At 50.8% G+C, this 12,979-nt stretch carries 12 protein-coding genes; 1 reads left to right on the top strand and 11 read right to left on the bottom strand.

All coding sequences use genetic code 11. The annotated features are described in order from the left end of the window. Positions 1–71: 71 nt before the first annotated feature. A complete protein-coding gene (gene clpP / locus B1728_RS32830) occupies positions 72–653 on the top strand; it encodes an ATP-dependent Clp endopeptidase proteolytic subunit ClpP (protein WP_079914648.1) in 582 nt (193 codons plus the stop codon). 60 nt (positions 654–713) lie between these two features. Here clpP and B1728_RS32825 read toward each other — a convergent pair whose 3' ends face one another. The 11 genes from B1728_RS32825 to hisF all read right to left on the bottom strand — a co-directional run bounded on the left by B1728_RS32825 (position 714) and on the right by hisF (position 12,911). Further along, a complete protein-coding gene (locus tag B1728_RS32825) occupies positions 714–2,480 on the bottom strand; it encodes a stalk domain-containing protein (RefSeq protein WP_079914647.1) in 1,767 nt (588 codons plus the stop codon). A gap of 317 nt (positions 2,481–2,797) precedes the next feature. Further along, a complete protein-coding gene (locus B1728_RS32820) occupies positions 2,798–3,067 on the bottom strand; it encodes an HPr family phosphocarrier protein (RefSeq protein ID WP_079914646.1) in 270 nt (89 codons plus the stop codon). Between the two features lie 151 nt (positions 3,068–3,218). Continuing rightward, positions 3,219–4,148, bottom strand: coding sequence for a DNA-binding protein WhiA (gene whiA / locus B1728_RS32815; protein ID WP_079914645.1), 930 nt, complete (start codon positions 4,146–4,148; stop codon positions 3,219–3,221). Positions 4,149–4,154: 6 nt separating this feature from the next. Continuing rightward, complete coding sequence (locus B1728_RS32810) at positions 4,155–5,141, bottom strand: gluconeogenesis factor YvcK family protein (protein WP_079914644.1); 987 nt, start codon at positions 5,139–5,141, stop codon at positions 4,155–4,157. After that, a complete protein-coding gene (gene rapZ, locus B1728_RS32805; protein ID WP_079914643.1) occupies positions 5,138–6,037 on the bottom strand; it encodes an RNase adapter RapZ in 900 nt (299 codons plus the stop codon). The genes B1728_RS32810 and rapZ overlap by 4 nt, the downstream gene beginning before the upstream one ends. A gap of 126 nt (positions 6,038–6,163) precedes the next feature. After that, a complete protein-coding gene (locus tag B1728_RS32800; protein ID WP_079914642.1) occupies positions 6,164–7,114 on the bottom strand; it encodes an ROK family glucokinase in 951 nt (316 codons plus the stop codon). A gap of 127 nt (positions 7,115–7,241) precedes the next feature. Further along, positions 7,242–8,189 (bottom strand): thioredoxin-disulfide reductase, encoded by a 948-nt coding sequence (trxB, locus tag B1728_RS32795; RefSeq protein WP_079914641.1) that lies wholly within the window; start codon positions 8,187–8,189, stop codon positions 7,242–7,244. A gap of 50 nt (positions 8,190–8,239) precedes the next feature. After that, positions 8,240–9,991 carry a tetratricopeptide repeat protein gene (locus B1728_RS32790; RefSeq protein WP_079914640.1) on the bottom strand — a complete coding sequence of 584 codons (1,752 nt, stop codon included), beginning with the start codon at positions 9,989–9,991 and terminating at the stop codon, positions 8,240–8,242. A gap of 106 nt (positions 9,992–10,097) precedes the next feature. Further along, on the bottom strand, positions 10,098–11,048 hold the full coding sequence (locus tag B1728_RS32785; RefSeq protein WP_079914639.1) for a ribose-phosphate diphosphokinase: 951 nt from the start codon (positions 11,046–11,048) through the stop codon (positions 10,098–10,100). A gap of 418 nt (positions 11,049–11,466) precedes the next feature. Further along, a complete protein-coding gene (gene hisIE, locus B1728_RS32780; protein ID WP_079914638.1) occupies positions 11,467–12,156 on the bottom strand; it encodes a bifunctional phosphoribosyl-AMP cyclohydrolase/phosphoribosyl-ATP diphosphatase HisIE in 690 nt (229 codons plus the stop codon). Beyond that, a complete protein-coding gene (hisF, locus tag B1728_RS32775; RefSeq protein WP_079914637.1) occupies positions 12,153–12,911 on the bottom strand; it encodes an imidazole glycerol phosphate synthase subunit HisF in 759 nt (252 codons plus the stop codon). Before hisF ends, hisIE begins: the two co-directional genes overlap by 4 nt. Positions 12,912–12,979 lie beyond the last annotated feature (68 nt).

The following is a 12,979-nucleotide window of genomic DNA, read 5'->3' as shown; positions in this document are numbered from 1 at the left end:
GACCTTTGTTTGATTTTACGCTATGATGGTTATAGTGTTACCATATATGATCCTTAAGGAGGCTGCAGCATATGAGTTTCATTCCAATGGTCGTTGAACCGGATGCAAGAGGAGAGCGCGCTTATGACATTTACTCCCGTTTGCTGAAGGATCGCATTATTTTTCTGGGAACTCCGGTAAACGACGTTGTGGCCAATGCGATTATTGCCCAACTGTTGTTCTTGGCCGCGCAGGATCCGGATAAAGACATTCACTTGTACATTAACAGCCCTGGCGGTTCCATCACAGCCGGGATGGCCATCTACGATACGATGCAGTTTATTAAACCGGACGTGTCGACGATCTGCGTCGGTATGGCCGCGTCCATGGGAGCGTTCCTGCTTGCGGCAGGCGCCAAGGGCAAACGCTTTGCGCTGCCTAACAGCGAAGTGATGATTCACCAGCCTCTGGGCGGAGCGGAAGGACAAGCAAGCGATATCGAGATTCGTGCTAAGCGCATTCTGAAAATGCGCGACAAGCTGAATCACATCTTGGCTGAACGTACGGGCCAGCCGTTCGAGAAAATCGAGAAGGATACCGATCGCGACAACTTCATGTACGCTGAAGAAGCCGCTGCATACGGCTTGATCGATAAAGTAATCGAACGCGTATAACCACAAAAAAGTTCCGGCCGCTGCCGTCAGGCAGTACCGGAACTTTTTTGTGTGCTTGTATTACTCTTTATCATCTAAAGGATAGAAGATGAGATCGATAGGGAATGCCGAGCCCGCCGGAGGCGTAAATTCAATATCCAGCGATGGTTCCTTGCCTGTCGTCTTAGCCAGAATTTGCATGCCGTCGAATGCGGTCAACACGCCGGATTGCGGCACGAGCTGCATCTCGCCGTTAATTTTGAACGGGCCTTTAAATACGCCGCCGTACGCCAGAATCATAATGGCCATTTTGCGCGGCTTATCGGAATGAATCTTGTACACCACGCCGTAGTTGCCTTCGTTCTTCACATTCTGCTTCCTCATCGGGTCATAGCCCGGCTGGAACGGATCCGTCTCGCCGTCACCGATAATAAGCCGCGATGGCGTAGTGAACGAGCTTGCGTTAATATTCCAGGTCACTTCCGATACCGGGAACGAGCCCCGTACATGACCGGTGAACGGCAGAAGCGGAAGCTGTGTCAACGTGTTTTGCGCAATCCGGTCTGTCGCGACAAAGGAGAATTGAATTTCTCCGTCCGTTTCAACATCATAGAACAAGTTCACGCCCTGACCTGGATAAAATTCCGGCATCTGCGAGTAAATCAAGGTCTGATTGGCCGGAATGACCATCTCTTCATTGCGGGGGTCTTTCATCAAGAATTCAACCGACGCTTCGTTACCGATCAAATTCGCATACACAGAAGGCCATACCTCGCCTTTGTTGGTCGTCTTGATAGTGACCGGCTTGTTCGACGTATTCTTGGCCAGAATAGCCATAGTCACCTTTTCCTTCGTTCCATTCACGTGGTCGGCGTACAGCCTTCCTTTTCCGTTCACGGTGTCTTGATACAAAATACCTTTTTCCGTGAATTCCTCCGGACTATCACTCACCAGAAGCTTTCTGGTGGAATCCGCGGTGACCTGCTTAGGCAGCTGCGGCAAATTCCAGAAGTTCCCCCACAGCGTGCTCCAATCCGTTTTGATGAAGCCGCCCGGAGGCTTGGTGTAAATTGGGTATTCCACTGCACTTAAGTACGTTTCACTGCTTATCGTTATGTTTCGGGTATAAGGCTCACTTTTGTTCCCATGAGCATCCCATACAGTCAGAGTAATCGGATACGTCCCCGGCGTGAAGAAAGCTTCGTTATTGCCGGTCCATTCATATTTTGCGATTCCTTCTGCATCCGGATCATAGCTGAGATCCACGTATTTCACCGGTTCGCCGATCCGGTAGGTGTCTTTTGCAAAGGCGAATTTCGCTACAGGCTTCGAATTCCCCGAGTTCGGAATATAAATCCCTGCCGGAGTTTTCGTATGGATGATCTCTACACGTCTCAATTCGTCATTGTACGTATAGCGGGCACCCATGTAGTCGGCCAGCCAAGTCAGCTTGATCAGCAAACGTCCTTCCGGACTGATCGCGGCTACGGAGTCAAACGGCTCCATCACGCCATTGATCCATACAGCTTTACGGTCGCTATCAAGCACGATGTTGAAGCCTGGTGTTGCCATTTCAATCTGACGTGTCTTGTCGTTCCATTCCACCTTCAGACCCATTGCATCCCCCAGGAACTTGGCAGGCACAAACATTTTGTCTTTGATGATCGTAGCTGGGGAGTCTAACGTTACCTGTTTCCCGTTCAAAAACGCCTCCGCTTTATCGACATAGAGCAGAATGTAGGTCGAAGTCGACGCTACGCTCTGTGCCGAAGCCAACGGAGAGAAGAGGACGGTGAACAACAAGGTGATGATCATCATCAGAGACATTTCTCTTTTCATCTGTTTCATCTCTCTTACTCCTTCTAAAAATAAAAATAAAAATATAAAAATAAGAACAGCAAAAAACCTTTTCTGCAGAAGACACGTCATTATAGACGCTCCGCTCAAGAAAAGGTTGCGCTTTTCTGTGCATCCCATACCACCCATTGTCTTCCATCCGGTAACGTAATCTCATTACCCGAATTCTCAGCATGGGCGACTGCGTACAGCAGCAGGTTATCGCCAGTAAGATATGCTCTTTGCTGCGCCGATCGGGCGCTTAAGCGAACACTTAAAACCTTCCCAAGTGGTGAAAAAGCTTCCTTAACGGAAGCCTGTGGCGGTTGTTATTGATTCTCCAGTTCCTCTTTGCTGACCAAAGCAACTAAAGCGTTTACAGCCTGCTCGGCGTCCGAACCTTCTGCACTAATGTACACTTCCGTACCTGTGCTGATAGCCAAGCTCATTATGCCCAGGATACTCTTGGCATTGACTTTCTTCTCGTCCTTCTCGACGAAGATCTCCGAAGAAAACTTGTTAGCTTCCTGCACAAATAGTGCCGCTGGTCTGGCATGAAGGCCAGTTTTCAACTTTACGACTACTGGGCGTTTCGACATTCCAACCCATACCCCCTACTTCTTAATAACAAATGACCATCCAGATGAATGACCATGAAAAAGCGATTTTTCAAATATTATACCATTTATCCATCCGATACACTAGGCGTATCGTAAAATAACACAAAAAATCTATATTTTCCGTAAAGTGCTATGATTTACGAATTTTTTCCGCTAGCTCATCAATTTTCCGTAGACGGTGATTGACGCCGGACTTGCTGACATTGCCTTTTAGCAGATCGCCGACTTCTTTCAAATTCATGTCCGGATGCATAAGACGGATCTCCGCAACCTCGCGAAGCTTCTCAGGCAGATTCTCCAGGCCGATTTCCTTTTGAAGCAGACGAATATTATCGATTTGCCTTACGGCCGCGCCGATCGTTTTATTCAGATTCGCCGTCTCGCAGTTGACCAGCCGATTGACCGAATTGCGCATATCCTTCATAATACGCACATCCTCAAACCGCAGCAGCGCCTGATGCGCGCCGATCAAATTGAGAAACTCGATAATTTTCTCGCCTTCCTTAATGTAAAATACAAAGCCCTTCTTCCTCTCGATGCAGCGGGCGTTCAAATCAAATTCGTTGGCTAGCCGGCACAACGCTTGACAGTGCTCCTCATACATGGAGGAAATCTCCAGGTGATAGGAAGAACCCTCGGGATTGTTGACCGATCCGCCGGCAAGGAAGGCTCCGCGCAAATAGGCGCGCTTGCAGCAATCCTCCTTGATAATATCCTCTGCGATACCGGGTGTAAATAGAAACCCTTCGGATACGATCTGCAATCTGGACAAAATCTCCTGCACCTGATTTGGTACACGGACAATGTAGACGTTATTTTTTTTCAACCGCATTTTTTTACGCACCAACAGCTCGGTATGGACATTGAATTCCTTCTTCAACAGCGTGTACATACGACGTGCAATAGCCGCATTCTCGGTTGAAACATCCAGAACGATACGCTGATTGGTCAGCTGAACGGACCCGTTCATTCGGATAAGCGCGGACAGCTCAGCCGTCTCACAGCAGGCATCGGACTGGATCATCGTCAGTTCTTTTTTCGTTTGTGCGGCGAAGGACATGGCAAATCACCTCTTCTTGTGCATCCAGCTCTCCACCAGTTGATATATGTGATGACTTAATTTGACGGCATCATGGCGCAGATAAGTCCGGAATAGAACAAGCTGGTCGCCGATTACCTTGTACCCGTTTTTCGTGACCTCTTCGAGGTCCAACGGAACGACCTTGGCTCCCTTTTCGGCATATCTGCTTTGTACTTGGGCGGGGATTTCTCCGTTATTGACGATAACATAATCGAACAAGTGATGTCCGACATGGTGGTATACGGCTTTCAAATGGTCGCTGACCGTATAATTATCGGTTTCTCCGGGCTGGGTCATAACATTGCAAATAAACATTTTCAGCGCCTTGGATTCTACAATCGTGCGTGTGATTTCTGGTACAAGCAGGTTTGGCATAATGCTCGTGTACAGGCTGCCGGGACCGACGAGAATGGCATCGGCCTGCTTGAGCGCATCAACCGCTTCATCCAGCGGGGGCACATCGGAAGGCTCGATAAAGACGCGCTTGATCACCTTGCCGGCCTTCGGGATCTTGGACTCTCCCACGATGACCGTTCCATCGGTCATCTCCGCCTTCAATACGATGGGATCATTGGCTGCGGGAAGAACGCGCCCGCGAACGGCAAATACACGGCTTAGCTCGCGTACGCCGGTAACGAAATCACCGGTAATATCTCGCATCGCTGCCAAGATTAGATTGCCCAAACTATGGCCGGCTAATCCTTGACCTTTCTCAAAGCGGTACTCCAGCATGTTGCCGAGCAGGGGCTCTACATCGGCCAATGCCGTCAATACGTTGCGGATATCACCTGGAGGCACCATTTCCAGCTCGGACCTGAGGATGCCGGAGCTCCCTCCGTCATCCGCTACGGTCACGATCGCCGTAATATCCATCGGCTTCTCCTTCAAGCCGCGGAGCATTACCGATAGGCCAGTGCCTCCCCCTATGACAACGATTTTAGGGCGCGCACTCTCAAGACGGGTATCCGTCATTTCTTCACCTCAACCCGGTCACGCTCGGAGTCCCGGTGGCTGACCCGTACCGTCTCCGTCTCGCTGTTCCCCATCACTTTACCCAGATATTCCGCAATGGCAACGGAACGGTGCTTGCCCCCTGTACAACCGATGCCTACGACAACCTGACTTTTGCCTTCCTTCTTGTACTGGGGAACAAGAAAGTTCAGCATATCGAGAAGCTTGCTGAGAAATTCCTGCGTCTCGTTCCATTTCATGACATAGTCGTATACTTCCGGATCTTGGCCTGTATTAGGCCGGAGTGTCTCCACATAATGCGGATTAGGAAGGAACCTGACGTCGAAGATAAGATCCGCATCGATAGGAACCCCGTATTTGAAGCCGAAGGAAATCACATTGATCGAGATACCGTTCGATTCCAGATTCGTGAACCGCGACACGATCCGCTCCTTCAGCTGCGCAGGCTTCAGACTGCTCGTATCGATCACCTGGGTCGCCATGCCCTTGAGCTCCTCCAGAAGCTTGCGCTCCTGTACAATGCCTTCCAGAGGCGCGCCTGCAGGCGCCAGCGGATGCTTCCGCCGGCTTTCCTTATACCGCTGTACCAGGACGGAATCCGTCGCATCGAGAAACAGAATCTCATACGTCAGCGTATGGTTCTCCTTAATATAACGTAACGATTCCGAAAGGGAAGTGAAGAATTCCCTTCCCCGAAGGTCAATAACTAGAGCTACTTTGCCGATACGGCCTTTGGATTGTTCAATCAATTCGGCAAATTTAGGTATGAGTACGGGGGGAAGATTATCCACGCAGAAAAAGCCCAAGTCCTCCAAGCTTTGCACGGCAATGGTTTTGCCGGCACCTGACATTCCGGTAATAATCACGAGTTTGCCTAAGGTATGCATTTCTTCCATGGGACTTTCCACCTCCAGAGCCCGGATTCCCGTCGGCTTGCCGCCTGAAACCCGAGCTGTTTTAACGAAACAAGCGCTTAAAACAAGCAGAACTCTTCCATCTCTATTTATATCAAACCGCGTCGACTAGGAGTGCAGATTCAAACCGGCGGCTCCTACCACTCCGGCATCATTGCCCAGACTTGCAGGGACGATTTCGACGCCCTCTTTGGCGGATTCCTGAGCAAATTCGTTGAAATACTTGCGAATGGCATCAAACAGAATATCTCCGGCCTTCGATACGCCGCCGCCGACGATAAACCTCTGCGGGTTCAATACGACCGACACAAGCGCCATAGATTTGCCTAAATAATAGGCTGCACGGTTAATGATCCGCAGTGAGACCTCGTCTCCGGATTTCGCCGCGTCAAAGACGTCCTTCGCCATAATGTTCTCTACCAATGCAAGCGAGGTATGCTCGCCGCGTTCCACCGCTTCTTTGGCCATGCGGATAATGCCCGTCGCCGAAGATACAGTTTCCAAGCAGCCTTTCATCCCGCATCCGCATTGAATAGCTTCCAGATCGGGAACGACGATCATATGGCCCAATTCGCCGGCCATTCCCTTAAACCCTTGGACGATGCTGCTGTTAACGATGATGCCGCCGCCGACACCGGTTCCAAGAGTATAGCATACGAGGTTCGGAATGCCCGCTCCCGCGCCGCTCCAGGCTTCTCCCAATGCCGCTACATTCGCGTCATTGTCGATTTTTACGGTTTTGCCGAGCTTCTCTTCAAGAATTGTTTTGATAGGTACGTTACGCCAGCCCAAGTTGGGGGATAGCTTAATAAAGCCTTCCGGGATATCCATAAATCCGGCGATGCCTGCTCCGATCCCGGCAACCTGATCCCATTCATATGGAGAATCCGCCACCAGCTTGCGCACATATTGCGCGATGTTCTCCAATACGACGTCGACACCATGTTCCGTTCCTGTCGGTCCTTCAAAGGTTTGCAGCAGCTTCCCATTCTCGTCGCAAAGCCCTACCTTAATGGCTGTTCCTCCCAGATCGACTCCAACGTACACTTTCTCTCCCATTTTCCTGGTCACCTCATAAACTTTGATCGCGTATTGTTTCCTGTTCCAACTATAAGCCAACCCCTTGCACAGGTCAAGAAGCCGAAATGAAAAAACGCGGAACCCCGGTCCCACGTTTTCCCCCTTATTACAGCGATTGACTCCAGTCGTGAACGGCATGTCCTTCCAAGAACTTCTCACACTCAAGAGCGGCCATACATCCGCTTCCGGCAGCGGTGATCGCTTGGCGATACTTGCTGTCCTGTACATCGCCGCAAGCAAAAACGCCTTCCACATTTGTCTGCGTCGTGCCTGGCTTCACTACTATGTAGCCGTGATCGTCGGTTGTAATCTGTCCGCCCAGGAAATCCGTATTCGGCTTATGGCCGATCGCAACGAAAATACCGTCGGTTTCGAGAACTTCTTCGCTACCTGTCGCGTTATCCTTCACTCTCAAGCCGGTAACGCCCTTCTCACCCATAACGACGCCGAGCGGAGTTTTGTTCAGGCTCCACGTCACCTTGGAGTTCGCGCGAGCGCGGTCCTGCATGATTTTGGAAGCGCGAAGCTCGCTGCGGCGATGCACCAGACGAACCTCTGTTGCAAACCTCGTCAGGAAGTTCGCTTCCTCCATGGCCGAGTCTCCTCCGCCGACAACAATAATTTTTTTGCCGCGGAAGAAGAAGCCGTCACAGGTTGCGCAAGTGCTTACGCCGCGGCCGATGCTTTCCTTCTCATTCTCAATGCCAAGCAGCTTCGCCGAAGCTCCGGTGGAAATGATCAGCGTTTCCGATTCGATATCTCCCAAGCCTTCAACCGAAAGCTTGAACGGACGCTTCGAAAGATCCACTTGATTCACCCAGCCGGTTTTAAATTCCGCTCCGAAGCGTTCCGCCTGCTTGCGCATGTTATCCATTAATTCAGGACCCATAATGCCTTGAGGAAAACCAGGGAAGTTCTCAACCTCCGTAGTCGTTGTCAATTGTCCGCCCGGCTCCGGACCTTCAATGACCAAAGGATTCAAATTCGCACGAGCCAAGTAAATGGCTGCCGTAAGCCCGGCAGGACCGGTTCCGATTACTATTGCTTTGTACATGTTCAGTTCCTCCTTAAAGTTTCCCTCTTCATCGCCATCCGTGTTGCTTGTTACTTCACCTTATTATCAAAGCTTGAGAACGTCGGGAAGATGGCTTCCATCTTCTCGCGAATGCCGCAAGCCTCATCAATCATTTTGACATTCTTGCTGATCGTCGCCGGAGTAACCTGGTAACGAGTCGACAGCTCGTGAAAAGAGATGGAGCGGCGGTGCATTTTGGCCGTCAAATATTCCAGCGCTGCCGCCCAGCCCTCGCTCTTCGTTATTTTCGGCACATTCGGGTAAACTCTCGATAAATATTCTACCCATAATGTTTGCAAATCGTACTGCTGTACCATATCATACCTGCGGTTCATCTCCTGCATGGCACGATCCATAACCTCCTGCCATTTCCGCTCCCAAACCGGCAAATTCGGCGAGAACGGCGAAGCAGGAATCGTCAGCCGATTCCCGTCGATGACTGCTGTGACCGGTTCACGCAGCCCGATATTGCGCAGCACGAAGATGGCTACCTTTTTCAGGTAATCGTCCTCTTTCGGCTCCTGGATAAAATCCAGAAGCGCCTCCTTGACCTCGCTGTCGCCAATCAGGCCAAAGGCTTGAATGACCTGCAGCTTCGTCTCGGTATCTCCATGACGCAGCGCCCAGAAGAAGGACGAACGGACCAAAGGATCCCGCTTCAAGTGGTCGGGCAATCCCTCCGTAGACTTTTCCAGCCCGCGGAACTGCTCTTCAAAAGGAAGATGGTAGTGATAGCTGACCGAAGGCTTCACCTGCTCAGTGCGGGCCTTCTCCAGCTGGCTCAAATAAAACTTCGGAATTTCGGAGCCGGGATCGAACTTATCCGCCTGACGCCATTGACGCTCCGCCTCGTCGTACCGTTGGGTATTATAAGCCGCCACCGCCGTATAGTGGAACAGACACGGATCGAGTCCTGCCTCCCCCGTCTTCAGCAAGCGCTTGAACAGACGGTAAGCCGTCTCGTGCTCGCTCAAGATCCCCATCGTTGTGGCCAGCTTAAACACATGATCCTGATGGAACGGATACGTTTTGCGCAGAACGCCGAGCAGCTCGGATAAGTTCTCCTTATCTCCGAAATGCTGGTAGAAAATGGCCAGATTGCACAACCCGTGCAGATTGCCCGGATCCAGCTCGAGCACCTGGCGTATCATATCAACGGATTTTTCAAAATGCCCCATGTAATAATAGGCCAAAGCCAGATTATTGCGCGCAGCCATGAAATCCGGATGCTTCTTGATAATTTTCTCTAAAATACGAACCGCTTCCGCAAATTTGCCCTCTTCCAGCATACTGCGTGCCCGGTCATGCTCGAACATGCCTTCCCGGCTTTTGATCGAGGTCAGCTTGGTCGGACGGTCCAGCTCATAGCTGAGCAGCTCGATCATTTCCTCCGACTCTTCAAGGAACTGGCCTGTAGGGTCGTTTTCGAGGTAATGAATGATCGCCTTTTCCGCCGATTCATAATTCTCCATATTGGCATAATTGTTGGCCATGTAGAAGTAACATTCCGTCATACTCGGATCAATATGATCCAGTACGTGCTGAAGAATGCGGTTGGATTCCTCGTAATTCCCCATCTCCGAAAGCAATCCCGCCAGATTGCAATGATTCACCGGATTCTCCGGTTCGTAATCAGCAGCCCGACGAAAATACTTTAATGCCTTATCGTAATGATATCGGTCCAAGGACTGAACGGCTCTTTCGAAAAAGAACGTGGCATCCATTTTCATCGGTATGACTTTCTCATGCTGACTCGGGTTAGCACGCTTTTTCTTTTCCATTAAATAAGGCACCTCCGGTTCCGACTGGAATTCACATAGGAAACCAGTGTTAGTTGATACAAAAAGTATAGCATAAAGAGTATGATACCCATACGCAGATTACATCTTATACCCTGCCGTATTTGAACAAGGAGCTGATGGAACCGCCGTCTTTTATAATTCGAATCGCATTGGATAATAATCCGGCTACGGAAAGCACCTGGAATCGGGATGAATGATCTTCAGGAATCGCAATAGAGTCTGTAATCACGACTTCCTTAATGTTCGGGTGATCCAGACGCTGCAGGGCAGGTCCCGAGAATACCGGGTGCGTCGCACAGATGTAGACATCGTTGGCCCCCCGTTCCTTCAAGCCCTCGACTACATTGACAATGGTCGTTCCGGTATCGATCAAGTCCTCGAAGATCACCGGCGTTTTGCCTTTTACATCCCCGATTACGTGAGTAACGACCGCTTCATTGTGCGCATAGCGCTTTTTAAACATCATAGCGATAGGGGCTTCCAGCACGTTCGCCAGATTCTCCGCTCTAGTCACACCGCCCGCATCCGGAGAGACGACGATCAGATCGTCGATTTCCTTCTTCTTGATATGAGCGCTCAACAGATCCAACGCCGTCAAATGATCGACAGGAATGTTGAAAAATCCTTGGATGGCAGGCGCATGCAGATCGATCGTGATAACACGGTCCGCACCGGCTGCATTCAACAGGTCCGCAACCAATTTCGCAGAAATCGGTTCGCGTGGAGCCGCTTTACGCTCTTGGCGGGAATAACCATAGTATGGAATGACAAGATTGATAGTTTTTGCCGACGCGCGCTTGGCTGCATCCATCATAACCAGGAGCTCCATGAAGTTCTCGTTGATGGGATGAGAAAATGTTTGTACCAAAAACACGTGGCAGTTCCGAATCGTTTCTTCGAAGCAGCAGTAAATTTCCCCGCACTTGAATCGGGAAAGCTTGACTTGGCCTAATGGAACACCCAGCTCGTTACTTATCCGTTCGGCTAGCTTAGGGTTGGATGATCCGGAAAAGATTTTCAATTTGTCGCTATACATGGTTACAGGTTACCTCCGCTATGGAATGTTTACGTAAATTTTCGTGGGTTGTTTTCCGATGCATCTATAACATCAACAGTCATTATACAATAAAAATGTCCACAACCCCAGTATACATGAAAACAAACGAATTATAAAAAGGCATTTCCGTGAAAAAAAGGGGATAAAGTGCATAACAGCGGGCTTTTTACCATTATAAGGGGCGTTTTGGGCATTGATTATTTCCGTTTGCCAAGCTTTCCCTCGCAAGACACAGAGCAAGGGCATAAACGGAAGCCCTCTCGTCGAACGGTCGGTCTTGCGCTCCATGCCCTTTTGTACTATAGCGGATTGCACCAGTTAAGAGGCTGCAGCGAGCTGGCATAGGCGGAAACATCACCTTACTTAGTTGTACGCTGCGCCCTATCGGCGGTTTCGGTTATTTTTTATGTCTTTTATCGAGTTCTTTCATGACTTCGTCCAACGGAAGCTTCGCTTCGCGAAGAAGAACCATCAAGTGGAAGATCAGGTCGCTTGATTCATAACGAAGCTCGTCATTGTCGCGGTTTTTGGCTGCGATAATAACCTCGGCGGTTTCTTCGCCGACTTTCTTCAATATTTTGTCGATTCCTTTTTCGAACAGGTATGTCGTATAAGCGCCCTCCGGACGTTCCGCTTCGCGCTGTGCGATGACGGACTCCAGCTTGGACAGCATGGCAAAACGATCGTTTGCAGCCGTTGCAGGCTCTGCGGAAGCCTGGCCCTTGACAGGGACTTCATTATAGAAGCAGCTGTAGCGCCCCGTATGGCAGGCAGGACCGTTCTGAATGACTTGGACGAGCAGCGTATCGCCGTCACAATCATACTTCAGAGCACGAACCTGCTGCGTGTGTCCGGAGGTTGCTCCTTTGTGCCACAGCTCGCTGCGAGAGCGGCTCCAGAACCAGGTTTCTCCCGATTCCAGCGTCAGCTTCAGCGACTCCTCATTCATGTACGCCATCATAAGGACATCCTTGCTTACCGCATCCTGCACGATCGCCGGTACCAGACCTTGAGCATCCCACTTGATCGCTGCCGAGAGCTCCTCCCAGGAAAGCCCGGCTTGTTGTTCATTGTCCACGTTACTCATCGCACTTCGACCCCTTTATGTCTGAGGTTGCTCTTAACCTCATCGATTGTAAGCTCTTTATAATGAAAAATCGTCGCGGCCAATCCCGCGTCCGCTTTGCCTTCTGCAAACACATCGTAAAAATGGTCCTTCGTCCCCGCACCGCCGGAGGCGATAACCGGGATGTTCACCAGCTCGGACACGGCACGGGTTAACGGGATGTCAAAACCGTCCTTCGTACCGTCGGCATCCATACTGGTCAGGAGAATTTCTCCTGCGCCGAGCTGCTCCGCCTGCTTCACCCATTCCAGCGCCTTGATCCCCGTGCCATTGCGCCCGCCATGGGTGAATACTTCCCATTCTCCCCAGGCCTCGTTAAACCGGGCGTCGATCGCCACAACGATGCATTGGGATCCGTAACGGCGCGCTCCGTCGGAAATCAGCTGCGGATTCTTGACGGCGGCCGTGTTGATGCCGATCTTGTCTGCGCCTGCGCGGAGCAGCCGCTTCATGTCATCCACGCTGGAGATCCCGCCTCCTACCGTAAACGGGATTGTGATCTCGCCTGCGGTTTTCTTAACCACCTCGACCATCGTCGCCCGCCCTTCGACGGAAGCGGAGATATCGAGAAACACAAGCTCGTCTGCACCCTCCCGGTCGTAAATCGCCGCCAGCTCGACCGGATCACCCGCATCGCGCAGATTGACGAAGTTTACACCTTTGACAACCCGCCCATCCTTAACGTCGAGACAAGGAATAATACGTTTGGCAAGCATCGGTTCGTCCTCCCCGTTTCTTTACTCATTGATTCGGCTGTGCAGCCGCAATCCCCGTTCGTCGGAAG

Source organism: Paenibacillus sp. 32352, assembly GCF_002042965.1.
In the GTDB taxonomy this organism is placed as follows: Bacteria; Bacillota; Bacilli; order Paenibacillales; family NBRC-103111; genus Paenibacillus_S; species Paenibacillus_S vulneris.
The sequence above is the reverse complement of the archived record's forward strand: the minus strand, read 5'-3'. Positions and strand labels throughout refer to the sequence as shown.

Coding starts and splice junctions, on each gene's coding strand:
- clpP (WP_079914648.1), top strand. CDS start 72: ATGAGTTTCATTCCAATGGTCGTTGAACCGGATGCAAGAGGAGAGCGC.
- B1728_RS32825 (WP_079914647.1), bottom strand. CDS start 2,480: ATGAAACAGATGAAAAGAGAAATGTCTCTGATGATGATCATCACCTTG.
- B1728_RS32820 (WP_079914646.1), bottom strand. CDS start 3,067: ATGTCGAAACGCCCAGTAGTCGTAAAGTTGAAAACTGGCCTTCATGCC.
- whiA (WP_079914645.1), bottom strand. CDS start 4,148: ATGTCCTTCGCCGCACAAACGAAAAAAGAACTGACGATGATCCAGTCC.
- B1728_RS32810 (WP_079914644.1), bottom strand. CDS start 5,141: ATGACGGATACCCGTCTTGAGAGTGCGCGCCCTAAAATCGTTGTCATA.
- rapZ (WP_079914643.1), bottom strand. CDS start 6,037: ATGGAAGAAATGCATACCTTAGGCAAACTCGTGATTATTACCGGAATG.
- B1728_RS32800 (WP_079914642.1), bottom strand. CDS start 7,114: ATGGGAGAGAAAGTGTACGTTGGAGTCGATCTGGGAGGAACAGCCATT.
- trxB (WP_079914641.1), bottom strand. CDS start 8,189: ATGTACAAAGCAATAGTAATCGGAACCGGTCCTGCCGGGCTTACGGCA.
- B1728_RS32790 (WP_079914640.1), bottom strand. CDS start 9,991: ATGGAAAAGAAAAAGCGTGCTAACCCGAGTCAGCATGAGAAAGTCATA.
- B1728_RS32785 (WP_079914639.1), bottom strand. CDS start 11,048: ATGTATAGCGACAAATTGAAAATCTTTTCCGGATCATCCAACCCTAAG.
- hisIE (WP_079914638.1), bottom strand. CDS start 12,156: ATGAGTAACGTGGACAATGAACAACAAGCCGGGCTTTCCTGGGAGGAG.
- hisF (WP_079914637.1), bottom strand. CDS start 12,911: ATGCTTGCCAAACGTATTATTCCTTGTCTCGACGTTAAGGATGGGCGG.